Here is a 24,724-nt window from a genome sequence, read left to right on the forward strand (position 1 = left end):
TTTGGTTACAGGGTTTTCTGTAGCAGTTATGCGGGAGCTCAGAAGGTAAGAAAGCAATTGGTTGTTCAAAGAAGAGTGGACAGCGATGAAAAGGAATAGGTAAAACTATTATTCATGGCTATTCCAAGAAATAGTGTTTTAACTGTAATTATCTTATGGGAAAGCTGGACTTCTAAACCAGATAGTTTCGATTAATAAAGTAAGTTCTTTTATTTAGCAATGTCAATACCAACAAAGGAGTATTTTTTGAGACCAGGCAGAAGTTGTTTTGTTTATTACGTTATCCGCTAAATAAATAAAATAAAAATAAGATGTAAAGTATTGTTGTAATCAATCACTTCCGCAACAGATCAGCAATATTCCTCGCATCCATTTTTGCCATAATATTTTTTCGGTGAGTCTTTACCGTTAGTTCACTAAGAAACAGCTTTTGCGAAATTTCTTTATTGGAGTAACCGTCTTTCAGCAATTGTAATATCTCCAGCTCTCGGGAACTGAGTTTTAACTTACGGCTGAAGTTATCGTTGGCATGATGATTTGTAGATTGGATGTTCGGATCGAAAAAACGTTCCCCTGCTTTTAATTGCTCCAACGCTGCCAGCAGAATATCAGTTCCCGAATTTTTCAGTACATAGGCATCAATGGGTTGCTTCTCCGGATCGAGTCGTATATCGGCAGGCATATACATACTCAGCAGCATAATTTTCAGCTGGGGATATTTTTGTTTAATGCGGGGTAATAAATCAAGCCCGTTAATACCCGGCAAATTAATATCGAGGATAAGAATATCTGCTTCATCTTGCAGCAAGGCGCTCATTACATCGTTACCCGATTGTACGCTGTTTATAACCACGTATTCCGGGTGTGGTCGCAGGGCATTACTTAATCCTTCCGAAAAAAAAGGATGATCATCAACGATAAGTAGTCGCATGGTTGGCTTCATCTGGTAGTACAGGAAATTCAAGCGTTACCTTACAACCGTACCCTTCTTTAGCATCAATTGTAAGACTTCCCTGTACGAAAGTAACCAATTGTTGGATTTGAGAAAATCCAAGTCCTTCTTTGATTGATAAATGGTTAAATCCCCTGCCGTTATCTTCCACAAAAAGATAAATCAACTCTTTTTCAAGTATCAGCTGAATAATTACTTCTGTGGCTTGTGCATGTTTAAGAATGTTTTGAATAAGCTCCTGCAAAATATTGTACACCATTAATTCGTAACGGAAACTTACCTTCTGCAGCGAGCCTATCGATTCGAACTGAATGAAAATACGTTGGCTTTCGTTTACGCCTTCTACAATTTGTTTCACTGCACCAACCAAGCCTTTCTTTTGTAACAAAACGGGTGATAGATTGTGCGAAAACTGCCGCACATCGTTAGCCAGCTCACCAATATCTTCAATTGATTTGGTCAATTGTATTTCAGGTATTTTTTGTTTCAGCGATTCAAGATTCAATCTTATTGCCGAAAGACGAGCTCCGACAGAATCGTGCAGCAAACTGCTGTAACGCTGCATCTCTTTTTCCTGGTAGTTGCTGATGTTCTGGAAAATCTGTTCCTGCTGCAGGTTGGTGGTCCGCAACAATTGTTCACTTTGCTCTTTGTATTTTTTAAAGCGAAGTGTAAGCACAAATGCAAGAATACTTACCTCGGTGGCAAAGCCAATGTTCATCATATTACGGGTAATCAATGTATCGGTGATGTAGCCCGAAACATATTGCATAAAAACAAAAAAGGCAAACAGCAGCACAAGACTTGTACAAATGATATAACCTGCGTATGCAATCTTTTTACGCCATGCCGCAATTGCGGTTACCAATATAATAATGGCACCGGTGTTTTGGAAAATCTGCATCAGCCAAACAAGCAGGATGCGGATTTTTCCCGTATTAGGTATAACAAACGTGCTGATGACTAAAGCGCTGAGATAGAAAATAACAAAGCCAACAACCCACTTGTAATGCTTAGGTAAATGCTCTTTTATGTTTAGCAGCGTTATGGCAAAAAGCATGTATAATGGCGACGCAAGCGAAATAGAAAGCGGCCTCGTAAAATCGGCCGGCAGCGGATGGTTGGGAAACAAGTACATAAAGGAATACCCATAATCGCTGAAAATATAAAAGAACACCATTAAAACGTAAAGACTGTAATACACGTACAGTTTTTCACGCATCGTATAAAACAGGAAGAACGTAAACAGGAATAAAAATAATCCTAATCCCGACATTAAACCGGCTAATAAATTCTTACGCCTGTTGTAAGAAGAAAACCCCTCTTCCGTAACAAAGTGAACGGGAACGTTTAATTGTTCATTGCGTTTATCGAGCAGTATTAACAAAGAAAGCCTGTTACGGTTTTGTTCGGGTATAGGAAAAACAAAATCGGCGTAGCGTAAGGTTCGGCTTGCAAAAGGTAAATGATCGCCGGTTGGGGCAAATGTTTTTACAAGGCTGTCGCCATCAAACACCCAAACATGCAGGTTGTTGAGATGCGGGTTACGCAACATAATGTGTGTAAACGAAGAAAAATCTTTTACTGCAGCCAGAGGAATATACAACCACAGCATTTCATTTTTATAACTGAGGTTAAACTTGACAGCGGAAACCGGCTGCATGTTGTTCTTAATAGCAGCAAACCGTTCAAGATCCATTTGTGCCGATGTATCTCCGTAAGCAAGAACGAGCGACGTGTTGATGTCTGCTTTTGATTCGTTATGGAAAAACTGTATTTGTGCTGTTGCGCCAAAGCAAAGCAGTAAACAAAAGATCAGGTATCGTAAACGTTTATAAATAGCAGCAAGTTAAAGTAGTGATACAAAGTAAACGGATATTTACAGAACTGAAATACTCCTTTGTTGGTATTATAGAACAGCGGTTCGCAAACCGTTTTTATTTGTAGTAACTATTGCAGCGTATTATTTTGTTCCAGCTGTAAAAAAAGTTGATACAGTTGTTGAGTAACGTTGCCGGGTTTGCCGTTTGCAATGCTGTTGCCGTTTACCGAATGTACCTGCAGTAAGCGTTTGGTTGTGCTGCTTACAAACACCTCTTTTGCTTGCAATACATCTTCTATATGTACAGGCTGTTCTTTAACTTTAAGGAACGACGAAGCAAGTTGCAGAATATGTTTTCGTGTAATACCGTGCAACACATTTGTATCTGCAGTAAGTAATTCATTGTTGTGCGTAACAACAAATACATTCGACCGGGGCAGTTCGCTGATGCAGCTGTCTTTTACATACAACACATCATCAGCACCCGCATCTTTTACTTTTTGCTGCAGGTAAACACCCATTAGATAATTAATGGATTTTACTGTTGGCAATTCCCGTACGTATTCTTCTGTTATAAGCCGGATACTTTTTTTCTCATCAAAAACATCATCCATTGTTAGTGGCGCTTGTGTAATGATGATGTTCGGTGTGCTGATGGAATACGTATCCGCAGCATAACCACCGGTTACGGTAATACGTATACCCGAAGTTGCCAGCTGGTTACGGTTGATGAGTTCCAGTATAATTTGTTTTAGCGCATCTAAAGTATAAGGTAACGACAGCCGAAGTATTGATGCAGATTGTTTCAACCGTGCAAGATGATCATCAATAAATAACGGTTTATGATTCACTGTTCTGAAAAAATCGAATACGCCATAACCTCGCTGTATGGCTAAATCGCTTACATGTACACTTGCTTTTGCTGCTTCTACCCAATCGCCATTAATAAACGTCCACATGTTTCTTGCTTCAATAGTTAAAAGGATTATTCGCCCGGGTGATAAGAACGTTCCACATGCTTCAGTACATCTTCTTTATAAAACAGTACATCTTTAAATTGTCCTTTTGTATACATGAGCAACTGATCGTTGAAATGCGGCGATTGCACATTACCACTTACACCACCAGCCAAAAGCGATTTGGCTTTAATGCGTTTTCCAAACTCCACAGCACAAATAAAACTATTGCCACTGGTGCCGTAACGCTTTATTGTACCGGGATAGTAGTTGCTGTTATAGGCAGGCAACATGCCCCATGCACTTGATGCAAAGGCAACAGGTACACTTTCTTTATTATCGTTGTATTGTTGCTGAATATCGTTACTCACCCGTTGAAAGCGGTTGATCTCTCCCCAGGCAACATTCCACTTACCATATCTTTTTTGAAACATACGTACCACCTCTAAGAGCGGGTTGAGTAGCTGTGCAGCCGAAGCTGAGTCAGCAAAAAGTTTTGTTGCATCAACCTGGTCGGTTTCGCCATCTTCAATATACACTTTGCGAATGCCCGGGCCAAGTAACTGTGCCCACTCAATAGCCAAAGCCGTAGCAACTGAATTTTCGGCTACACGATAATCCCATTGCTTCAATACCTGCATGGGTTCAACAAGATCTTTATAAAAAGCATTGTCTGCAGTTACGCTAGCATCGTAGTTTTTTATTAATGCCGGAACTAAAATTTCAAATGCAGCAAGATAGGTATCGTAACCCGCCTTGATCATTTTATCGATGGTGAATTTATTTTCCTTGCTCAACACCCGTACCGCATTCACGCCTCGAAAATTTTCACCATCCGGTGCCATGTAAACAGGATAATCTTTTTTCTTGGGGCTGGCATCGCCACTTACAGTAAATGGTGTGGAATTGCAGTTTTGTATCCATCCGTTTGCCGGATTATAAACATGAACTGTTTCATTTACTTTATGCAGTCCTTTCCATTCAGTAACAGTTGTAGTGCCATCCATTACTTTGCCCCAGTTGAGATTTTTATCACGCACAGGTACAAAGTTGCCATGCCAGTAAGCAATGTTTCCTTTGTAATCGGCAAATACGGTGTTGTTGCTGGTATTGGCCTGCAGATCCATTACTTTTTTATAATCATCCAATCCTTTTGCTTTGGTGCGTAGCCAGCTTTGTATTAAACCTTTCAGATCACGGTTGTTGCTTTTTACACTAATGATCTGCGATCCACGTTTTGCCATAACCGGTCCGTGATGTGTGTAGAACGCCCTGATTTTTTTTGTTACTATTTGACCATTGCTTTTGTATTGCAGCTCAATCAGCTTTTCTTTTACCGGCAACCATTGCTTATTGTATTTGTATACATAGCCGGAGCCCTGTCGTTTTGTTTCTTCGGCATACATATCGCTCACATCAACACTGCTGCTGGTATGCATCCATCCGCAATAAGGATTGAAGCCCTGGTAAATAAAAAACTGTCCCCATGTTACGGCGCCGTATACATTCAGTCCTTGTTCGCTGTTCATGTGTACTTCGGGCCGGAAATAGAAAGTGGTGTGCGGATTGATGTAAAGAATGGCATTGCCGCTTTCTGTTTTCGAGGGCGCTACAGCAAAACCATTGCTGCCATCGGTTTGTTTATTTTCAGCAACTGCAGCGTAGGCGAATAGCTGCTCTTCTTTCAATGCGTTTATATAAGCCGAAGACATTTTGATACTATCGCTGTAAAAATTTTTTACTTCTGCTTCGGTAACATCGCCGGTACTGATGGCACCAATGCTGCCATCGGTCCACAACAACGGGTACCAGGGTTTAAAGCGGGTGAGCAAAGCCGGTTTTACTTCGGGATGTTTATAGAGGTAATAATTGATCCCATCGGCCCAAGCATTCATTAATTGTTTCAACCAAAGAGGCGCTTTGTTGTAATCGGCCACAGCTTCTGCACTGTCGATGAGTAAGCGGATGTAGAGATCGCCGTACAAAGCAGTTTCGCCTAACACTTCTGCTTTGCGACCCAGCTTTTCAATATAGTTCATCTCCACCCGTTTAAAATCGTCTTCGCATTGTGCATACAGTAAACCGAATACCGCATCCGCATCGGTTTTTCCATAAACATGCGGAACTCCCCAGTTATCACGAATGATGTTGACAGCAGCTGCCTGTTGCTGCCATTTTTTTATTTCGGCAGATGAAAAAGGCTGTGCAGCAGAAAAGAAAGGAAGAAACAGTAAAATAAAATAACGCATAGCAGTAACCATTAACAGTTACCACTAAGCTAAGTATTCGTTGTGTGCCCGCAAAAAGCTTTACAGCAACGGCCTTAGTTATGGATTGGCAGTTGTGTGTTTCTTTCTGAAATCGGGCTGCCAGTAAAAGAACCAGCGGATGGTGTGGTTAAGATTGTATTGATAACCGCTTAAACGTTGTTGCCATACATGCATGTAACCAAAGTCGAATGCGAGCGATGGAGTGATCTGTTGTTTGATGCCGGCAAACAAACGGTTTTGATCGAAGTTGTTGTACACAATATCCTTGCCTGTCTGCAGCATCAACTCATCACTCAGTGCAATGCTGGGCACATATTTATTTTTGCTTAGCGGAATGTTGAGACCTAACTGGTAGCGGTAACGTGTGCTGTAACGATAATTATCTGTAAGCTCGTTGTTGACCACTTTCTGAATCCAACGCTCTTCTAAACGGAAGCGTTGAGACAGTTGTACTTTGCCCAATGGCTGATTAAGCTGTACCTGCTGCACCAACCTGTTCTCATTTACAAACAGTTCGGTGGTAGCTGTTTTGTTGGCCAGCCACATGTGGCCGCCGCTTAACGATACACTCAGGTTTTTGTTAATTATATACCCAACACCTGCACGGGTATAGTAAAAGTTGTTGTTCTTTAAGTAATTCGTACGTCGAACATGAAAATCGCCAACAAGAAAAATTTTATTGCTGATGCGGGCCTGTGTGTTAATACTTGTCCAGAAATGATTTTGATGCTGCACTTCACGTGTGCGTTGTGCTGCAGCGTTTAACGAGAAAATTAAAAACAGGACGGGTAGATACTTGTTCAACTGCAAATACATTGTACAAAAATAAAATGACTAACTTTTTTTATCGGTGAGTTCTATCACACTTATTACTGATTCATGTCTTTTGAAAACATATCCTGCAAAACAAAAGGCATGCTAACCTGTACTGTGCTGCTTTTTAAAGTACAGGTAAAAGAAAACACCACTAAGTACCAGTACCAAACCAGTAAGCGATTGCACGGGTTGTGTAATAACGGTGTTAACCAATAACGCAATTGAGAACAAGCCAACAAACGCAGGTAGTACGGGGTAACCGATCACTTTTGTTTTGATTGTTCCGTTGCGTTTCATTTTAAACAATGCAATTACTACAAGACTGTAAAACAAAAATCCGGCAAAGATCACCATATTCGTTAACATATCAAACGTGCCCGACAGTACAAGTACACAACTCCAGATCATGGTATACAATAAGGTAACAGATGGCGTGCGGTAAACAGGATGCACCGTTGCTGCTTTTTTGAAAAAGAAATTTCCCTGTGCCATACGGTAGTAAATGCGTGCATGTGCCAGGATAATGCCGTTGATTGTGCCAAATACCGAAATCATGATGAGCACAACAATCAACGATTGACCAGCCTTGCCCAGCAATGTTTCTGCAACAACGGCTGCACCTATCTGGCTTTCCTCAACTGCTTTTAATGTGTGCAACGGCAACACATGCATATAGGCTAAATTGATCAGCACATACAACAGCATGGCAATCGCCACACCACTAATGATTGCCATGGGAATGTTACGTTTCGGATTTTTTATTTCACCTGCAATAAACGAAATATTACTCCAGCCATCGTAAGCCCAGAATGCACTCAGCATGGCAGCAAGTACAGCACTGAATAAGGCCATACCATGCAGTTCCGTTGCAGGAGCAGATGTGGTTGGCTGTATTGTTTCGTTTGTACCAGCATACGAAAGCCCCAACACAATCAACAAAAGAATACCGAGTATTTTGGCCGATGTGATGATGTTGTTAACGAGTCCGCCATTTTGCACACCACGGTAGTTGACCCATGTGAGTAATATAATGGCTGTTATTGCCAGCATCTTAATGCCGCCATCCTGAAAGGGAAAAATAAAACCGGCAATCGAAACATGCTCGAGCGTATGAAAAGGATTTCCTAATGGAATAAATACATTCACCGTTTGTGCAAAAATGAAACCGAGTGCAGCAATGGATGCACAACCGATGATGGTAAAATCGGTCCAGCCAAACAGAAACGAAAAGAAATTACCGAACGATAGACGCAGGTATTCGTATACACCTCCCGATTCTTCGGTTAACGCAGAAAGGCCGGCAAGCGTAAACGCACCAAACATGGTAATGAGCCCGGCACCGATCCATGCAACAATAATCCATGTTTCGCTTAAACCCGTTTGTGCCATGGGCACAATCTTTTTAAACACACCGGAACCAATCATCATACCTGCTACGAGTAGAATGCCGGTACTAAGGCCCAAGGCACGTTTTAATGTTGGTTGTTGAGTGCTGGTATTGTTATGCATGAAGTTGCTGCTTATTTATTTTCTGCAGACTGGATAATTAACCGCAACACATCTGCAACCTTACTGTCATCGAGCCAGCGTGCAACAACAACCAGATCGTGTTCCTTATCAACAATGATGTAATTGCCGCCAAAACCAACAGCATAGTAAACACTAGCTGAAATACCTTTCCAGTTTTGTTCGGTATTTAACCACCACAAGTAACCGTAGTTTTTGTTAGCAGCAGATGGTTGCTGTATGGCAGCGATCCATTTTTCGGAGAGCAACTGTTGGTTTTTCCATTTGCCATTGCGCAGAAACAACAAACCAAACCGTGCATGATCATATGTATTGATAAAAATGCCGCCACCATGATGACCACCACCACTTACCGATTGTACAGTGAGACCATCCATCGTTACATATGAGTTTTCGTAACCAAACCAGCGCCAGGTAGTAGATGCCCCAATGGGATCCATAATTTTTTCTTTGAGCACAATGGGTAATGGTTTGCGCCACACCTGTAATAACGAATAGGCCAACAAGTTTACACGTACATCATTGTATTCGTAATTGGTGCCGGGTTCCAGCAGTTTGCGGTTTTTCCAATCGTCAATGCTTCCTTCTTTTGGCGGGCGATCGGCCCAATCGTGCAAACCAAATAAGCTTCCGCTCCAATCGCTCGATTGTGTAAGTAAATGCTGCCAGGTAATTTTTGCATTATGTGGTCCTTCAAAACTTTCGTCCCACACATATTGCCCAACTTTGTCGGTTACGTTTTTGATCAAACCCTGATCAACGGCTAAGCCTGCAACGGTAGAAAGATAACTCTTGGTAACGCTGAATGTCATATCAACACGGTTCACATCGCCCCATTGTGCAACAATGTACCCGTTTTTAATAACCAGCCCTGCAGGTCCGCCACGTTCTTTCATGGGCCCGATAATTTTATAGCCCGGTTCCCGAGAGTAGGATTTTATATTGGCTATACGTAAATCCCGTTCAACTTTGTTTTCGCTTCGTAACGCAAGAGCAACAGCACTGTCGAGCGTTGCTGCATTCATCTTCAGCTCCTGTGGTTTTTTTGTTTGCCATTCAGCATCGGGAAAATAACTCTGCTGTGCATACGTAACAGCAACAGCTAAAAAGAATAGGCTTATACAAACGAATTGCCGGAGATACTGTTTCATAATTTCAATATTACAAATAACTCAGCCATTTCTTTTCTTTATGATTTGTTTTATAACGATCGTACCATTTACATAACGGGTACAAGGCCATTACAACCGAAAGCCAAACAACATACACGATCCATAAACTATAACCTTCTCCCGGTATAATAAATTTAAACGGAATGGGTACGTTCATACCTTCTGCTACACTATGTCCTCTTGAAAAGAAAAGCATAATTGAAATGAGATGGAGCACATAAAAATGCACGATGTAATAAAAGAGTGGAACACGGCCAAATACAATAGCGAATTGTGCAAACCGTCCGCCGGTATTTTTTATAAATGATAAGAAGATAAGTGCGCCACCAATTGTTGCACACATAAACAGTAATGATGGCGGATATTTTTGCACATTCATAAAAGAGAAAAATGTTTGCAGCCCGGTCTTTTGATTACTCCATGGTTGTGAATCGCCATACACATTTATCCAGCGGAGTATCACAAAAAATACCAACGCAGCAACGCCCATCCATAACATGAGTTTATTTCTGCGTTCGGTTTCTGTATTGCTGAAAAGTTTACCGAAACAATAACCGAGTATCATCAAACCTGTCCATGGCAAAAAAGGATACATGATGCCCAATGTAAACTTGCTGCTTACCTGAAGAAAAGCAGGACGATGCAAGAAGCTCCACCACACAGGAACAGCGCCGTTGCGCTCTGCTTCAGCAAAATCCAGCAGGTTATGCCCAAATACGATCAGTAGCCCGATGATCAGTAATGCACGGAACGGTAACCAGATTAGTAAACCCAGCAGAACCATACTGATGCCAATGGACCATATTGTTGCAAGAACGATTGTACTGAAGTAGATATCGCCTAATACTCCAAATGTCATTACTGTTATTTCTATCAGCACCAGCCAAAGGCCACGTGTGATGAGAAACCAACTCAGCTCTTTTGTTGTTTTTCTTTTGCTTTGCAGCCAGGCCGAAACACCGGAAAGAAACGCGAAAGCCGGTGCACAGAAATGGGTGATCCAGCGTGTGAAATAAAGCGCAGCTGTTGTTGTTTCAGGATTGAGCGGATCGCCGGTAAATGCTTCCCGATGAAAAAAATCACGTGTATGATCGAGTGCCATAATGATCATTACTATACCCCGAAGCAGATCGATGGATTCAATTCGTTTCGATGATGAGATTGTTTGCTGCATACTATTTACTGATGTGATGTTATAAATAACTCAGCCACCATTTTTCTTTATGGTTGATTTTGTAGCGATCGTATCGTTTACACAATGGATACAATGCAACAACAATAAATATCCAAACAAGATAAACCACCGATAATGAAAACCCATAGCCTTTTAAATCTTCTGCAAACCAGAGTGGTTGTTTCAGTATCCAAGCCTTCCAGCTGAAATCGGTAAAGAACTCTGCCGCCAGCATAGCAAAAAGGTGAACCAGGAAAATATGTGTAAGGTAGTAGAACATGGGTACCCTGCCATAAACCGAAATGATGTTTGAAATTTTGTTGGCCGTATTTTCGGTAAAAGCCAGAAACAAGATGGCTGGTCCCAACGTCATTAATACATACAGGAGCGAAGGCGGATATTTATTGGCTTTAATAAATGACAAGAACGTATAGAAAGGAGACGATTGGGTACTCCACGGAACAGGATCGCCATAGACGTTTATACAACGAATGATGATGAACAGCGCAACGGCTGTGCCGCCAATAAGCAGTAACAGTTTTTTTCTCTGTTGCACACTGTATGCAGCAGTAAACAATGTACCGAAGCAATAACCAAGCGCCATCACCCCAATCCATGGGAGAACCGGATAGCCTACCAGGATATTTTTTCCTTGCCAGGTAAAAAACATTTGATCGTGTAGCAACGACCATCCAAAAGCTTTGAGCGAATTACCGGGTACGTGCACCTGGTCGAACAGGTTGTGTGCAGCAACCAAAACAAGACCGATGACGAAAATGAATTTAACAGGTAAATGAATAAGTGCTGCCAGAATCACCATGCTTATACCCAAGGTCCAGATAACAATGAAGTAAATATTGGTAAACGCTAAATCGAAATTCCATAAAAACGTAATCAGCGTCAGCTCAAGAAAAATTAACCAGGCGCCCCTTTTCAGGAGGAAAAGTGAAAGTTCTTTCTTCGATTTTTTTTGTCCGCTGAGTAAAGCAGAAGTGCCCGCCAGAAAAATAAAAACGGGTGCACAGAAATGGGTAATCCATCTTGTAAAAAACAAAGCAGGGGATGTTTTGGCAAGATCCAACGGATCATACAAAAAGGCATCGGCATGAAAATAATCCCGAACATGATCCAGCGCCATAATAATCATGACCGTTCCCCGCAGCAAATCAATAGATGTAATGCGTTTAGAAACAGATAGTGGTTGTTGCATGTGTAGTTGATTGATGGTGGTTGTAGTTGCATAAATGCAGCTACAAAAATGCCGACACGAAGGTCGGCATTAAAAAGGTAGAAAGAAGAATTGATGTTTGCAAACAAATCATTTGCTTTCGTTATTTGTAACGGCTGTAAACACCCGCATAAAATTTCCGCCAAGTATTTTGCGAATATCTTTTTTGCTGTAACCTCTTTCGAGCAAAGCTTTGGTGATGAGCGGATAATCTTCCACTCCATTCAATTCACGTGGGGGAACTTCAATACCATCAAAATCGCTGCCCATACCAACATGATCTACACCAACCAGTTTTACAATATAATCGAGATGATCGATGAGTACCGATAACGATGGACGAATATTTAACAGCCTGTCTTTATATTTTTCTGCAGTAATTATGCGTGCATAATCCGGTTGCATATTTGTTTTGATCAGCGAATCAATTTCCGGCTGGTATTGCTTTAACAGTTCATCCCGCTTTGCTTCATACGTACTATCAATAAAACCTCCATAGAAGTTAAGAAAGATCACGCCGCCGCTTTTTGCAATGGCTTTGATCTGCTCATCTTTTAAATTTCTTCTGTGCGGACAAAGATTCCATACACAACTATGCGATGCAATGATGGGTTTGGTTGAAGTGCTGACGATATCCCAGAAAGTTTGTTCGCCAACATGACTAACGTCAACCATTATACCCAGCTCATTCATCCGTTGAATTATCTGCTTACCAAAAGCGGTTAATCCTTTTTTGCCTTCGCTGTTTACAGCTCCGCCAGCTGTTGTTTCATCGGCTGCACTGGTTGCCCAAGGCGTGGAGTTGTTCCAGGTAATCGTCATATAACGCATGCCTCTTTTGTACAATACATCGAGTTTTGCAAGATCATTCTCAATCATGTGCCCGCCTTCAACCCCAAACATGGTGGCCAGCTTTTTTTCTTTGATGGCTTTACTAAAATCAGCAGGCGTATACACCAGCATCATCTTAGAAGGATTACGTTTTACCCATGCGTACACACTGTCCATTTCCTGGTTGGCAAATGCAAACGGTTCTTTTTGTTCACCTCCGCAAAAGATCGAGAACATCTGACCTTTTACGCCACCTTTAAACATGCGTTGTAAATCGGAATGTGTTTGCCCGCTGAGATCTGTATCAAACGCAACTTTCTTTTCAATAGAAGATGACGGAATATCGTTATGCGTATCTACCAACACCGAACCGTGGTGAATTTTTTGATATTTCTGGGCAAACAGAAAAGAAGGCAACAACAATAAAATAACAATTCGCAGTAGCATGAGCGTGTAAAGGTTGTAAGTTTGCAGTTAAGTTAAAACAAATGATTGAGTTAATAGATATCCAACAGGAAGGATGGTTGATGGATGAGGCCCGTAAACTGTTTGAAGAATATGAACGGGAACTGGATGAAGATCTCTGCTTCCAGAGCTTTCAGGAAGAAATAAAAAATCCACTGAAGAAATACGGTCCGCCATTGGGTGTGTTATATGTGGCAAAATGGAACAGCGAAATTGCCGGTTGTGTGGCACTTACTCCTTTGAAAGAAAAAGGTGTTTGTGAAATGAAGCGCTTGTATGTTCGTCCGCATTACCGCAAACACAAAATTGGGAAGGTGTTGGTAGAGCAGGTAATGAAGGATGCAGCGATGATGGGTTATACCAAAATGAAACTCGATACTTTGGAAAAACTGCAACCAGCCATTGGTTTATACAAGCAGTATGGTTTTGTTGAAACAACATCTTACTACGAAAATCCGCTGGATGGTGTAGTGTATATGGAGAAAGAATTAGCATAAACTATTGTTGAATAAAGCAAAAGCGCCACCATCAACGGTGGCGCTTTTGCTTTGATACTCGTATAAACAGGCCACACGGGATCGTTTTGTAATTTCTTTGTCATGCGGGTTGTTTATGATTGAACGCATAATGCATGGTTGTTAACGGCGGTAGTTTCGCCTTACAAAAAATCACAATCATGCAAACAATAGCAGAAAGAACAGTAGCAGAACTTGTAACAGAAGATTACCGTACAGCCGATGTATTTAAAAAATACGGGATCGATTTCTGTTGCGGTGGTAAAGTAACCGTAAGCGATATCTGCAGAAAGAAAAACATTTCCTACAACGAATTGGCCGAGCAGTTGTACAACATTGGTAACGCAGTACCCGACAACAACACAAACTTCAACGAATGGCAGCTCGATAAACTGGCACAATACATTGTTGAAAAGCATCACAGCTATGTGGCTAACAATATTGCTGTTGTGCGCCAGTATGCACATAAGGTTGCACAGGTGCATGGCGGCCATCGACCCGAAGTAGTGGCCATTGCCCGTTTATTTGATGAAGTGGCCGAAGAACTTACGCATCATCTGCAGAAAGAAGAACTGATTCTCTTTCCTTATGTTGCCCAGCTGGCTGCTGCAGCCCGCAACAAGGTAACCATTGCTGCCCCACATTTTGGAACAGTGGATAACCCCATCCGTATGATGGAAGCAGAACACGAAGATGCAGGCAATCATTTTCACGAAATAGGAGTGCTCAGCGATAATTACAATCCGCCTGCTGAAGCATGTAATACATACCGGGTGTTGTATGCCAAGCTGAAAGAGTTTGAAGACGATCTGCACACACATATTCACCTGGAGAACAATATTCTTTTTCCCAAAGCAAAACAGTTAGAGCAACAGGTATGTGCAAAAGCACACCTGTAAGCTGTACCCTTGCATACATCAACATGAGAAAAAAAAGGCCGCAGTAATGCGGCCTTGCTGTTTATTCGTCTTTGTTGCTTTTTTCGCCCACAAACCAATGCTCTTTGTTTTTAAACAATACATTAAAAGTGGTGAGTGAACCGTAACAACGGGTAATGTATTGCTGGATGTTTACCTTCTCTTCGTCGCTGAGGTTTTTGTTGCTGTTGATGTTTTGTTCCAGCACCCGCAAACGATCACGCAGTATCACAATCTTGTGAAAGAAATCTTCTACAGGAATTTCTTTGGGTTTGAGCGATTTGTCTTTCGGTTGCAGCAGCAACGTACCGCCTTCCCATTTTTCGCCAAGCGGAACCACTTCGCTTATACCATTCCACAGGCGTAAGATTTTCAGCAGCGATTTTTCTACTTCGCTGTGCGTTTCAATTTCTTCGGTGATATTTTCAGGAATGATCTCATCGAGGTTCGTATCTGTTTTATCAATTTCTTTTACACCACTGTGGATGAAGGAAATTAAATAGGTGGCGTAACGGATACCCACGATTACACCCGGACCGTGTTGTGTATGTTGCAGGCGTGTGCCGATGCCAAGGTTTGTTTGTTCCATGTTCGAAAATTTTGGAAAGGCAAAGTACAACTGAAAAAGGGAAATAATATAGGCGATGTTTACTAAGCAGATGATGGGACGATCAAGCCCGCCGTGGTTGTGCCTCCCGACCAACAACGGAGTAAATAATAATATTATCTGGCTATAAATTTTTCAAACGATTGCCAATATTTATCTTTATATATTTCGTAGTTAATTTTAAAGCTTTTTTTGTAAGACTGGGATATTTGATAAAAGACTTTTGATGGGTTACGAAATTCTTTGCAAGCAAAGAAAATTTCTCTTTCTCCATTTGCTGTCTGTCGCCCAATATTAAGATACCCATCAAAGTCTTTAAGTTCTTTTCCTATTTCTGCTTCAATTTGGTTTAGTAGTTCATAATCATCATCAGTTGGCATTCCGTTGTTGTTACTTCCATCATACCTAAGTGTCAATGTAGCTATCCACGGATGAGAAGCCTTGCTATCCCAATCCAAGAGTTCGGTATTTATTACAGCAAATAGTTTATTGCCACTCTCAAGTTCGGCTTCAAGCATTGAATAGCTATCGTTTTCTGTATCATAGCGAACTGCTTCATATTTTTCAACAAACTCTTTTTGACGCCATGTTAGAAAGTCTTTAAGTTTTGAAATGGGTACAGGTTCTTTTTCAGCTTCATGTGAACCAACTATGCTTAGGTTGTCAATATTATTGATAAAATCAAGCTCACCTAGATAGTTATCTAGAAAAATGTATACTCCGGTAGAAATCTGATTTCTGTTTTCATCATTAAGCTCGTTATGAATTATTGATATATCTACTTCATCCGGATACGCAGCGTTTTCATTTGCATAAAAGAACAAATTTGTACCAGTAAACTCGTAGCCAGCCATACTGATGTTTACATCTTCTATGTTTAGTGCAGGTTTCAGCGCTGTAAACCTCCATTTTTCAAGTGATGGAGCTGCTTCGACAAGATCTTCAACAAATGCAATGTTTTTTATATCACCATCGGCGGTTATAATTAATTCAGCAGTATGATCATTATACATGCCGGTTACAAAGAAAAAGCCATTTTGCAGCTCGCTGATCTTCGGTGATATTTTATCAAAAAATAGCGTTTCAATATCTTTATTTTTCTTAACTACATTGTAGAAATCAGTTTCATATTTTGTAAACCAATTCCAGAAGTCTAGATATGAATTTATTGATGTTTCTTTTGTTCCAAAGAGATTCTTTAAAAAGCTCATTAGGTTGAATTTATAAGTTGATATTTATTTCTAGCTTCTAACTGAAATTTGCATTAGGAATGAGAAATTAGTTATTATTATTTTCATTTCACCCTCCACCAAAAAGATCCTCCATGCTTTTCTACACCCGGCAATTCTGTCCACAATGGTTCTAGAATTTTGTTCAGCTCGTCATCTTCACTCATATAAAAGTTTGGTGCAATTATTTCGTAACGTTCAGTATTACTCAGTAACATGGTCGCCAGCATGTATTGCTCGGCATAAAAGCGATCGCACATGTTTTGCGGATAATCGTACGGCAAATAAATATCATGCACCTGTACCACAACTCCTGCTTTTAAGCGTGGCAGTACTTCCATAAAAAACCACTGCACATCGCTGTTGGCATGTAATAAATGCGAGCCATCAAAAAACAATACATCATCTGCTTCTAAGTTTTCAAACAACGAAAGCGGCGCCTGCTGTAACGGTACATTCAACCATTCATCGGCAACAGCTGTAATTTCTTTTCGTGGATAGGGATCAATGCAGGTAATGGTTGTGGTTAACTGTTGTTCTGCTTTTGCTTTCGCAGCAATTTTTGTGCTGGTGCCGCTGCCTATTTCTACATAGCGCTTTGGTTTTACGGTAGCAAGTAAGGTGTACAGTATAACAATATCAAGACCGGGAAAAAAATCGTTCTTCCAAACCGGGGCAGCATTTGCATTTGTTTCTTGTATGCTGATGTCGCAAAAATTATCCTTGTACTGCAGTGCCTGTTGCAGCAATTGTTTGTAATGGTTCTGTTGCTGTTGCAGCTGTTGTAACAGTTGTTGATGTGGTTGCTCTTTTTTGTACAAGGGAGAGGGCACAATGTCGTAGTCGAGCAACGCCAGCCTGTCCGGGCGAAAGAAAGCGTTGAAGATTTTTTTCAGCTGCATCCATTCAATTTGCAGCAAAGTAAATCTTTCTGTACAAAAGGGGTTATCTTGCCAACTCAGATCAATGAAAAAACCTGTTGTTGTCCCCATATGTTACAACTGTTTAATACCGGAATATTGTTGCACTTGAAGCGTTTGGTAAAGAAGCTGCCGGTAAGTATTACCCGAAATCAACTGTACGATCAGCAGACGAAGCAAATCATTCGCCTTGTTTGTAAAAGCAACAGCCATGCGATTGATGTGGGTACCCATTACGGCGAAATCCTCGATGTGATGCTGCAACAATCGCCCAACGGTATGCACTTTGGTTTCGAACCTCTTCCTTTATTCTACCATCGGTTAAAGCATAAGTACAGTAGCAACGGGAATGTACAGTTGTTCGATTGCGCTCTGAGTAATCGTAACGGAGCTACCACGTTTAATTATGTTACGAGTAACCCTTCTTACAGCGGCATCAAAAAACGCAACTACGATCGGAAAGGCGAAACTGATACAGAAATAATTGTACAAACTGCAAGGCTTGATGATCTTTTACAAAACAGACCGGGCAGAATTGCGTTTATTAAAATTGATGTGGAAGGTGCCGAGCTGGATGTGCTCAAGGGAGCAGAAGAGCTGATTAAAAAAGACCAACCCGTTATTGTTTTTGAATGTGGAATCGGCGGTACCGATGTGTATGATAACACTCCGGCACAATTGTTTCAGTTTTTTGAAACGAAGGGTTACAAGGTTTCGCTACTGCATCAGTTTATGAAGAACAAACCTGCATTAAACCGGCAGCAGTTTGAAGAGCAGTATTACAAAAAGCTCAATTACTATTTTGTAGCTGCTGTTCGGCAACCGTAACTATTTACTCTGCTTTGTTGGTGTAATAAATCAGGCGAGGAATTACAAGGCTATTTGTTTCCTTTTTGAAAATCTTTTGCCGCAGCCTGTATGTACATATACAGTTCTATATCGAGCACCTGTGTAAGCAGTTCGTATTGCGGCCGGTAACGTTCCATAAAGGTGTCGAGTTGCGGACCGTCGGTTAAAGTGGTAAGTCGCTTTACAATGGTTTTATTAAAACGGTAGTCGATGTATTTGTTCTGCTCTTCCCGTATCAAACGTTCCTGGAAACGGGCCATACTTTTGTTGTGCCGGAAACGGAAAACATTAATCAACGCATCTAAATCAATACCTGCACCTACGCCTGCTTCGGGCGATGATCCGGTAAAACGGATACCTCCTTTATCGTGGTTGAACACCTTATCGTACTGCAGCCTGTTTTCAATTGAATCCTGCCGGCGGTTTTTGCCATACACAATAATCTCTTTGAGCTGTTTGTAACGGCCGGGCACATGCATTTGAATCGAAATATCGAAGGCGGTAAAATCTTTAATGGTTGATACAGCAAATTTTTGGGTAGGTCGGTTATTAAAAAAGAAGAACACCGAATCTTTTTCACTCACATAAATGCTGTAATTACCGGCGCTGTCGGTAAAACTCATCGTACCACAGGTGCACACTACCTGTACACCCATTACAATATTTCGTTTGGTGCTGTCGTAAACAGTACCGGTTAACTGTACCTGGGCCAAACCTGTTTTGGCCATCAATACTATAATAATATAGAGAACAAATTTTTTCAATGCTGCAATGATACTTCCTAACTGTAAAAAAAAACAGCGGACTGCGATATTTTAGGATGGATTTACGAAAGCAGGGTTTCAATAACCGGTGCAAAATGTTTATGCTCCAGTTCGTGGATGCGTTGGGCCAGGGTTTCGGGCGTATCATCGGCTTTTACTTCGCAGCTGGCCTGGAACACCACTTTGCCATGATCGTACAACTCATCTACCAGGTGAATGCTGATGCCGCTTTCGGTTTCTTTATTGGCAATTACGGCCTCGTGCACAAAATGCCCGTACATGCCCTTGCCTCCATAGTTCGGCAGCAAAGCGGGGTGAATGTTCACAATTTTTCCGGGGTAAGCCTGTATAAGTGCTGCAGGCACCTTCCATAAAAAGCCCGCCAAAACAATGAAGTCGATTTCGTCGGCCTTCAGTTCATCTACATACGCATTGCCACGGAAGAACTGTTCTTTATCTAATAATAAGGTAGGGATGCCGTGTTCGTCGGCAATGTTCAATACGCCTGCGCCGGGCTTATTGCACACAATCAACTCCACGCTGATGCGGGGGTGATGGTTAAAATGCTCAATAATTTTCCGGGCATTGCTGCCTGCGCCCGATGCAAAAATGGCTATACGTTTCATTGGTTTTAGTTGGTTTTTTGCTGAAAAATGGTCGGTTTTGGCTTATTTCTTTACCAAACCCATCCGTTTTCCTATTTTTTTGAGGTAGGCGGTAAAAAAACGAAACTGTCCAAAAGGAATGCTTATCAGCAATACCATCATGGGCCAGATGAGGGTAATGAGCAGAATATAAACCGGAAGGTAGAGCCAGGGGCTCTCGATGCCAAACAGGGGCATGATCCGTTTGCCCACAAACCCGGTAAGGCTGCCGCCAATGGCAAAAGTGCAAAGGATCAACGCCAGCTGCAAAGGCGTTACCTTCCATTTCGTTCGTAGTTTTTCAAACATCAAGCAAAAATCGGGGGAAAACTTTGTTTAATAAGCAGGTACACATCTAAAAAACTTAGGTAAACAAGCCGTTCAGTTTTTTCAAGATAAATTGAAAGCAATTTTTTTGGCAAACGATTCATTGTCAAGTCACAACTAAGTAAAAATTTTTTTCAAAGTGTGGATATTATGTCAGTATCCTCCCCTATTTTTGCAGCCTGTATAACGGGATATTTCTCCCATTCACAATACGGTTCCAGAACGTTATGAATCAACCAAATCTATTACTCCGCAAGTCGTTCACGCTCTGCTTATTCGTTGTAACACTGTTATTTGCCGGTAATTCGTTTGCGCAGGACGGTAAAGCCCTGTTCCAGACCAATTGTGCCAGCTGTCATGCTGTAGGCAAGAAGTTAACCGGCCCTGCTTTGGCTGGTGTAGAGGAGCGTGGTCCTTGGAGCGATCGTAAAAAACTGTACGCCTGGATTCACAATCCGGCTGGTTTTGCTAAAACCGAGGCGTACGCCGCCAACCTCATTAAAGAGTTCAACGGAATTCTGATGACTGGCTTTCCCGGTTTGAGCGAAAAAGATATTGATGCCATTATTGGTTATATTAATATTGAGGCAACGAAAAAGCCGGAAGGACCTGCAGCTACAACAACTGCAGATCAACCTGCTGAAGACAACTCTCTCCTGTTTGGTATTCTGGCAATGGTATTGGCGGTTGTAGCATTGATCTTATTGCAGATTAACAGTAACCTCAAGAAACTTACCGACGAAAAAGACGGTGTAGTACGTGGCGAGCCTGTAGCTTTCTGGAAAAACAAAGCATACATTGCTACTGGTATCATACTCCTTTTCTTAACTGGTGGGTATTTAATTGCTCAAAGCGCTATCGGTTTGGGCCGTCAGCAAAACTATCAGCCGGAACAACCTATTTACTACTCACATAAAGTACACGCCGGCATTAACCAGGTAAACTGTTTATACTGCCATGGTGGTGCTATGGAAGGCAAGCACGCAAACATCCCCAGTGTAAATGTTTGTATGAACTGTCACATGGCCATCAATGAATATAAAGGCGAAAAAATCTTTAAAGAAGATGGTACAGAAGTAAACGGTACTGCAGAAATTCAGAAATTATATAAATACGCCGGCTGGGATCCAACAGCAAATAAATACACAAGCGAAGGCAAACCAATTGAGTGGATCAAAATCCATAACCTGCCCGATCACGTGTATTTCAACCACTCACAGCACACAAAAGCCGGTGGCGTACAATGTCAAACCTGTCATGGTGAAATTCAGAAGATGGGTGAAGTTTATCAGTTCAGCAACTTAAGCATGGGCTGGTGTATCAACTGTCATCGTGAAACAAATGTGAAGTTCAAAGAAAACGGCTTCTACAGCATGTACGAGAAGTTCCACAACGACATTAAGAACGGCAAAATGGACAGTGTAACCGTTGAGAAGATTGGTGGTACAGAGTGTCAAAAATGTCACTATTAATAATAGGAAAGGTTACGCAATAACCGAATCATCCTGAGCAAACATCGAAGGATTAATTTTTCAAATTCGCTAATTAGCATATGAGCAAGAATAAGTATTGGCAAAGTTTTGGACAGTTGAATGCGACGAAAGCATACACAGAAGATGCTGCAAACGAATTCAAAGAAGAACTGCCGTTTGAAATGGACGATAACGGAGCAAAAACTCCCCGTCGTGATTTCTTAAAGTACCTCGGCTTCAGCACAGCCGCAGCAACACTTGCTGCAAGTTGTGAGATTCCTGTAAAAAAGGCAATTCCTTTCCTTAACAAGCCTGCTGATATTGTTCCCGGCGTTGCCAACTATTACGCAACAACCTTTGTACTTGATGGAGATGTGATACCTGTGGTTGCGAAAGTGCGTGATGGCCGTCCCATTAAAATTGAGGGTAACGAATTAGGCTTTACCAAAGGCGGTACATCACAGCGTGTACAGGCATCGGTATTAAGCCTGTACGATACTGCACGTGTACGTTTCCCGATGGAAAAAACCGGCGAAGGTTTTAAAGAAGCGCCCACATACGAAGCTGTTGACAAAAAAATTGCAGCTGCTTTAACTGCTGCAGCCGGCAAACAAATCGTACTCTTAACGTCTACAATTAACTCACCAACTGTATTAACAGTTATTGATGAGTTCAAAGCAAAATATCCAACTGCCAAGCATGTTACATACGATGCCGTTTCTTACAGCGGTATCATCCAGGCAAACGAAGTTTCTTATGGTAAAAAAGGAATTCCTTCTTACCACTTCGATGCAGCTGATGTAATTGTAAGCTTTGGTGCAGATTTTCTCGGTACATGGCTCAACCCGGTTGACTTTGCAAAGCAATATGCCGGTAAGCGTAAAATCAACGAGAAGAACCCAACCATGAGCCGTCACTTCCAGTTCGAAAGCATGTACAGCTTAACTGGTGCAAGTGCCGACGAACGTTACACACACAAGCCAAGCGAACTGGGTGCTGCATTGTTGGCACTTTATGCAAAGGTTGGTGGTGCAGTAACAGCTCCTGCTATTGCAGATAAGCGTTTGGCTGCAGGTATTGATGCTGCTGCAAAAGAATTACTGGCAGCAGGTGGTAATGCGGTAGTGGTTAGCGGAAGCAACGATGTAAATGCACAGATCATTGTCAATGCAATCAATGATAAAATTGGCGCAAACGGCAAAACTGTAAACTACGGTACCATGCTCAACTACCGTAAAGGTGTTGATGCTGAGTTTGAACAACTGGTTGCCGATATGAATGCAGGTGCGGTTGGTGCAGTATTCATTCATGGTGCAAACCCTGTGTACACTTACCGTGATGGTAAGAAGTTTGCAGATGCGTTGAAAAAAGTTTCTTTGTCTGTATCGTTCAACGAACGTGAAGACGAAACCACTGCAGAATGTAAATTCATCCTTCCCGATCATCATTATTTAGAAAGCTGGGGCGATGCCGAAGCAAAATCTGGCTACCTCTCTTTCATTCAGCCTACAATTCATCCGTTATTTAAAACAAGAGCGTTTGCTACTTCTTTATTAAAGTGGAGCGGAAGCACTGTTGCGGATTACGAAACATATTTCAAAGCATACTGGATCAGCAAACTGGGTGGCCAGATTGCATTTGACCAGGCATTACAGGATGGTGTAATGGAACCCGCAGCTCCTGTTGTTGCAGGTGCATCATTCAACGGCGCTGCATTAACCGATGCGGTGGCTAAATTAAGTGCTGCTAAAAAAGGCGGTAAGCACGAACTGGTGATTTACCAAAAAGTAAGCATCGGTGATGGTAAAATGGCCAACAACCCATGGTTGCAGGAAATGCCTGATCCGCTTACCCGTGCATGTTGGGATAACTACGCAATTGTATCTCCCGAAACAGCTAAAGAGTTTGGCTATGCAACACAAGCCGAACTCGACGAGTACGAAGTAAATCCTCCAAAGCGTGTGTTGAAAATAACTGCAGCCGGCAAATCAATCGAATTGCCGCTGATCATTGTTCCGGGTACAAACAACAGCACCATTGCTGTGGCTACCGGTTACGGACGCAGTGAAAAGGTGGGCCGTGCTGCAAAAGGTGCCGGTCAAAACATCTATCCATTTGTTGGCTTCAATGGTGCAACATACGAATACGTTGTTGCAGATGTAGCTGTTGAAAAGACAGATAAGATGTATGATGTGGTGCAGATGCAGACACATGGTACCTACGATAACCGTGTGGAAGTGGTAAAAGAAACAAGCCTTGCAGTATTCAAGAAAGATCCAAAATACTTCATTAATGAACGTATGGCCGAAATTGGACCATACGGTGGTATCGATGGTTTGGAAGAAAAAGGAACATTGTATCCTGTATTCGACAAGCCGGGTATTAAATGGGGTATGAGCCTCGATCTGAACCTTTGTAATGGTTGTGGTGCCTGCGTGGTAGCATGTAGTGCAGAAAACAACGTTTCGGTTGTAGGTAAAACACAGGTAGGTAAATACCACGATATGCACTGGTTACGTATCGACCGTTACTTCAGCGGTGATATGGAAAATCCGGATGTGGTATTCCAGCCAATGATGTGTCAGCATTGCGACAACGCTCCTTGTGAGAACGTTTGTCCGGTTGCCGCTACCAACCACAGCAGCGAAGGTTTGAACCAAATGACGTATAACCGTTGTATCGGTACAAGATATTGTGCCAACAACTGTCCGTATAAAGTTCGTCGCTTTAACTGGCACGACTGGAATGGTGCAGACAGCTTTAAAGACAACCAGAATCCGTTGGTTGAGTATGGCCGCCTGAACGAAGTAACACTTGATATGAACGACGATCTTACACGCATGGTGTTGAACCCTGATGTAACAGTTCGTAGCCGTGGTGTTATTGAAAAATGTTCGTTCTGCGTACAGCGTTTACAGGAAGCGAAGCTGACTGCTAAGAAAGACAGCCGTCCATTGGTTGACAGCGATATCAAAACAGCTTGTCAGCAGGCTTGTCCTACTAACGCTATCGTATTCGGTAACGTAAACGATAAGGAAAGTGCTATCAATAAAGTGCGTACACAGGAAGGTTACAACCGTAATTACTATGTGTTGGAACAAATTCACGTGTTGCCAAACGTAAGCTACCTGGCGAAAGTGCGTAATACCGACCGTACAGTTGGTAACCACGAAGAAGGCCACGAAGCACACGGCGAAGAAAAGCACGAAGAGAAAAAAGAAGCAGCAACAGAAGCGGCACATTAATAAAAGGTGTCGTTCCCACAAT

22 protein-coding genes are annotated in these 24,724 nt (G+C 41.8%); 5 read left to right on the plus strand and 17 right to left on the minus strand.

Annotated elements, in window-relative coordinates:
• Positions 1 to 334: 334 nt before the first annotated feature.
• From IQ13_RS05790 to IQ13_RS05835, 10 genes are all read right to left on the minus strand, one after another.
• Positions 335 to 931, minus strand: coding sequence for a response regulator (locus IQ13_RS05790; RefSeq protein WP_158637327.1), 597 nt, complete (start codon positions 929 to 931; stop codon positions 335 to 337).
• Positions 912 to 2,792, minus strand: a complete 1,881-nt coding sequence (locus IQ13_RS05795; RefSeq protein WP_317129341.1) for a sensor histidine kinase — start codon at positions 2,790 to 2,792, stop codon at positions 912 to 914. The genes IQ13_RS05790 and IQ13_RS05795 overlap by 20 nt, the downstream gene beginning before the upstream one ends.
• A gap of 110 nt (positions 2,793 to 2,902) precedes the next feature.
• Positions 2,903 to 3,733: an aminotransferase class IV gene (locus IQ13_RS05800; RefSeq protein WP_144885167.1), complete on the minus strand. Its 831-nt coding sequence runs from the start codon at positions 3,731 to 3,733 to the stop codon at positions 2,903 to 2,905.
• Positions 3,734 to 3,759: 26 nt separating this feature from the next.
• Complete coding sequence (locus IQ13_RS05805) at positions 3,760 to 5,979, minus strand: penicillin acylase family protein (protein ID WP_144885168.1); 2,220 nt, start codon at positions 5,977 to 5,979, stop codon at positions 3,760 to 3,762.
• 78 nt (positions 5,980 to 6,057) lie between these two features.
• Positions 6,058 to 6,804, minus strand: a complete 747-nt coding sequence (locus tag IQ13_RS05810) for a DUF2490 domain-containing protein (protein ID WP_158637328.1) — start codon at positions 6,802 to 6,804, stop codon at positions 6,058 to 6,060.
• 114 nt (positions 6,805 to 6,918) lie between these two features.
• Complete coding sequence (locus IQ13_RS05815; RefSeq protein WP_144885170.1) at positions 6,919 to 8,325, minus strand: APC family permease; 1,407 nt, start codon at positions 8,323 to 8,325, stop codon at positions 6,919 to 6,921.
• A gap of 11 nt (positions 8,326 to 8,336) precedes the next feature.
• The gene (locus IQ13_RS05820) at positions 8,337 to 9,494 is read right to left on the minus strand and encodes a serine hydrolase domain-containing protein (RefSeq protein ID WP_144885171.1); all 1,158 of its coding nucleotides are present in this window, start codon (positions 9,492 to 9,494) and stop codon (positions 8,337 to 8,339) included.
• Between the two features lie 10 nt (positions 9,495 to 9,504).
• Positions 9,505 to 10,689, minus strand: a complete 1,185-nt coding sequence (locus IQ13_RS05825) for an acetyltransferase domain-containing protein (protein WP_144885172.1) — start codon at positions 10,687 to 10,689, stop codon at positions 9,505 to 9,507.
• A gap of 19 nt (positions 10,690 to 10,708) precedes the next feature.
• Positions 10,709 to 11,899, minus strand: a complete 1,191-nt coding sequence (locus IQ13_RS05830) for an acetyltransferase domain-containing protein (protein WP_144885173.1) — start codon at positions 11,897 to 11,899, stop codon at positions 10,709 to 10,711.
• Between the two features lie 108 nt (positions 11,900 to 12,007).
• Positions 12,008 to 13,195: a dipeptidase gene (locus IQ13_RS05835; protein WP_144885174.1), complete on the minus strand. Its 1,188-nt coding sequence runs from the start codon at positions 13,193 to 13,195 to the stop codon at positions 12,008 to 12,010.
• A 41-nt stretch (positions 13,196 to 13,236) separates the two neighbouring features.
• Between IQ13_RS05835 and IQ13_RS05840 the strand changes: the two genes are divergently transcribed.
• Positions 13,237 to 13,710, plus strand: coding sequence for a GNAT family N-acetyltransferase (locus IQ13_RS05840; RefSeq protein WP_144885175.1), 474 nt, complete (start codon positions 13,237 to 13,239; stop codon positions 13,708 to 13,710).
• On the opposite strand, the gene IQ13_RS21345 is transcribed toward IQ13_RS05840, so the two are convergent.
• The gene (locus IQ13_RS21345) at positions 13,702 to 13,839 is read right to left on the minus strand and encodes a hypothetical protein (protein ID WP_158637329.1); all 138 of its coding nucleotides are present in this window, start codon (positions 13,837 to 13,839) and stop codon (positions 13,702 to 13,704) included. The two genes, IQ13_RS05840 and IQ13_RS21345, sit on opposite strands and share 9 nt — an antisense overlap.
• A 50-nt stretch (positions 13,840 to 13,889) precedes the next feature.
• Between IQ13_RS21345 and ric the strand changes: the two genes are divergently transcribed.
• Positions 13,890 to 14,627 carry an iron-sulfur cluster repair di-iron protein gene (gene ric, locus IQ13_RS05845; protein WP_144885176.1) on the plus strand — a complete coding sequence of 246 codons (738 nt, stop codon included), beginning with the start codon at positions 13,890 to 13,892 and terminating at the stop codon, positions 14,625 to 14,627.
• Positions 14,628 to 14,688: 61 nt separating this feature from the next.
• On the opposite strand, the gene IQ13_RS05850 is transcribed toward ric, so the two are convergent.
• The 3 genes from IQ13_RS05850 to IQ13_RS05860 all read right to left on the minus strand — a co-directional run bounded on the left by IQ13_RS05850 (position 14,689) and on the right by IQ13_RS05860 (position 17,383).
• Positions 14,689 to 15,234: a DUF8685 domain-containing protein gene (locus IQ13_RS05850; protein WP_144885177.1), complete on the minus strand. Its 546-nt coding sequence runs from the start codon at positions 15,232 to 15,234 to the stop codon at positions 14,689 to 14,691.
• A gap of 134 nt (positions 15,235 to 15,368) precedes the next feature.
• Complete coding sequence (locus tag IQ13_RS05855) at positions 15,369 to 16,463, minus strand: DUF695 domain-containing protein (protein WP_144885178.1); 1,095 nt, start codon at positions 16,461 to 16,463, stop codon at positions 15,369 to 15,371.
• Between the two features lie 83 nt (positions 16,464 to 16,546).
• A complete protein-coding gene (locus IQ13_RS05860) occupies positions 16,547 to 17,383 on the minus strand; it encodes a class I SAM-dependent methyltransferase (protein ID WP_158637330.1) in 837 nt (278 codons plus the stop codon).
• A 90-nt stretch (positions 17,384 to 17,473) separates the two neighbouring features.
• On the opposite strand from IQ13_RS05860, the gene IQ13_RS05865 reads away from it, so the two are divergent.
• Positions 17,474 to 18,229: an FkbM family methyltransferase gene (locus tag IQ13_RS05865; protein WP_158637331.1), complete on the plus strand. Its 756-nt coding sequence runs from the start codon at positions 17,474 to 17,476 to the stop codon at positions 18,227 to 18,229.
• Between the two features lie 50 nt (positions 18,230 to 18,279).
• On the opposite strand, the gene IQ13_RS05870 is transcribed toward IQ13_RS05865, so the two are convergent.
• The 3 genes from IQ13_RS05870 to IQ13_RS05880 form a co-directional block, all read right to left on the minus strand.
• A complete protein-coding gene (locus tag IQ13_RS05870; RefSeq protein ID WP_144885181.1) occupies positions 18,280 to 19,014 on the minus strand; it encodes a hypothetical protein in 735 nt (244 codons plus the stop codon).
• 62 nt (positions 19,015 to 19,076) lie between these two features.
• Positions 19,077 to 19,640 (minus strand): phosphoribosylglycinamide formyltransferase, encoded by a 564-nt coding sequence (purN, locus tag IQ13_RS05875; protein ID WP_144885182.1) that lies wholly within the window; start codon positions 19,638 to 19,640, stop codon positions 19,077 to 19,079.
• Positions 19,641 to 19,682: 42 nt separating this feature from the next.
• Positions 19,683 to 19,967, minus strand: coding sequence for a DUF6787 family protein (locus IQ13_RS05880; RefSeq protein WP_144885183.1), 285 nt, complete (start codon positions 19,965 to 19,967; stop codon positions 19,683 to 19,685).
• A gap of 245 nt (positions 19,968 to 20,212) precedes the next feature.
• Here IQ13_RS05880 and IQ13_RS05885 point away from each other — a divergent pair, with 245 nt between their 5' ends.
• Positions 20,213 to 21,457 (plus strand): c-type cytochrome, encoded by a 1,245-nt coding sequence (locus tag IQ13_RS05885; RefSeq protein ID WP_144885184.1) that lies wholly within the window; start codon positions 20,213 to 20,215, stop codon positions 21,455 to 21,457.
• 80 nt (positions 21,458 to 21,537) lie between these two features.
• Positions 21,538 to 24,702: a TAT-variant-translocated molybdopterin oxidoreductase gene (locus tag IQ13_RS05890; RefSeq protein WP_144885185.1), complete on the plus strand. Its 3,165-nt coding sequence runs from the start codon at positions 21,538 to 21,540 to the stop codon at positions 24,700 to 24,702.
• The last annotated feature ends 22 nt before the right edge of the window (positions 24,703 to 24,724 follow it).

Origin of the sequence: Lacibacter cauensis (assembly GCF_007830055.1) — a bacterium.
GTDB classification, from domain to species: Bacteria; Bacteroidota; Bacteroidia; order Chitinophagales; family Chitinophagaceae; genus Lacibacter; species Lacibacter cauensis.

What these genes read in the sequence shown, in the direction of transcription:
- IQ13_RS05790 (WP_158637327.1), bottom strand. Translation starts at nt 931, where the DNA reads ATGCGACTACTTATCGTTGATGATCATCCTTTTTTTTCGGAAGGATTA.
- IQ13_RS05800 (WP_144885167.1), bottom strand. Translation starts at nt 3,733, where the DNA reads ATGTGGACGTTTATTAATGGCGATTGGGTAGAAGCAGCAAAAGCAAGT.
- IQ13_RS05805 (WP_144885168.1), bottom strand. Translation starts at nt 5,979, where the DNA reads ATGCGTTATTTTATTTTACTGTTTCTTCCTTTCTTTTCTGCTGCACAG.
- IQ13_RS05815 (WP_144885170.1), bottom strand. Translation starts at nt 8,325, where the DNA reads ATGCATAACAATACCAGCACTCAACAACCAACATTAAAACGTGCCTTG.
- IQ13_RS05820 (WP_144885171.1), bottom strand. Translation starts at nt 9,494, where the DNA reads ATGAAACAGTATCTCCGGCAATTCGTTTGTATAAGCCTATTCTTTTTA.
- IQ13_RS05825 (WP_144885172.1), bottom strand. Translation starts at nt 10,689, where the DNA reads ATGCAGCAAACAATCTCATCATCGAAACGAATTGAATCCATCGATCTG.
- IQ13_RS05830 (WP_144885173.1), bottom strand. Translation starts at nt 11,899, where the DNA reads ATGCAACAACCACTATCTGTTTCTAAACGCATTACATCTATTGATTTG.
- IQ13_RS05835 (WP_144885174.1), bottom strand. Translation starts at nt 13,195, where the DNA reads ATGCTACTGCGAATTGTTATTTTATTGTTGTTGCCTTCTTTTCTGTTT.
- IQ13_RS05840 (WP_144885175.1), top strand. Translation starts at nt 13,237, where the DNA reads ATGATTGAGTTAATAGATATCCAACAGGAAGGATGGTTGATGGATGAG.
- IQ13_RS21345 (WP_158637329.1), bottom strand. Translation starts at nt 13,839, where the DNA reads ATGCGTTCAATCATAAACAACCCGCATGACAAAGAAATTACAAAACGA.
- ric (WP_144885176.1), top strand. Translation starts at nt 13,890, where the DNA reads ATGCAAACAATAGCAGAAAGAACAGTAGCAGAACTTGTAACAGAAGAT.
- IQ13_RS05850 (WP_144885177.1), bottom strand. Translation starts at nt 15,234, where the DNA reads ATGGAACAAACAAACCTTGGCATCGGCACACGCCTGCAACATACACAA.
- IQ13_RS05855 (WP_144885178.1), bottom strand. Translation starts at nt 16,463, where the DNA reads ATGAGCTTTTTAAAGAATCTCTTTGGAACAAAAGAAACATCAATAAAT.
- IQ13_RS05860 (WP_158637330.1), bottom strand. Translation starts at nt 17,383, where the DNA reads ATGCAGCTGAAAAAAATCTTCAACGCTTTCTTTCGCCCGGACAGGCTG.
- IQ13_RS05865 (WP_158637331.1), top strand. Translation starts at nt 17,474, where the DNA reads ATGTTACAACTGTTTAATACCGGAATATTGTTGCACTTGAAGCGTTTG.
- purN (WP_144885182.1), bottom strand. Translation starts at nt 19,640, where the DNA reads ATGAAACGTATAGCCATTTTTGCATCGGGCGCAGGCAGCAATGCCCGG.
- IQ13_RS05880 (WP_144885183.1), bottom strand. Translation starts at nt 19,967, where the DNA reads ATGTTTGAAAAACTACGAACGAAATGGAAGGTAACGCCTTTGCAGCTG.
- IQ13_RS05885 (WP_144885184.1), top strand. Translation starts at nt 20,213, where the DNA reads ATGAATCAACCAAATCTATTACTCCGCAAGTCGTTCACGCTCTGCTTA.
- IQ13_RS05890 (WP_144885185.1), top strand. Translation starts at nt 21,538, where the DNA reads ATGAGCAAGAATAAGTATTGGCAAAGTTTTGGACAGTTGAATGCGACG.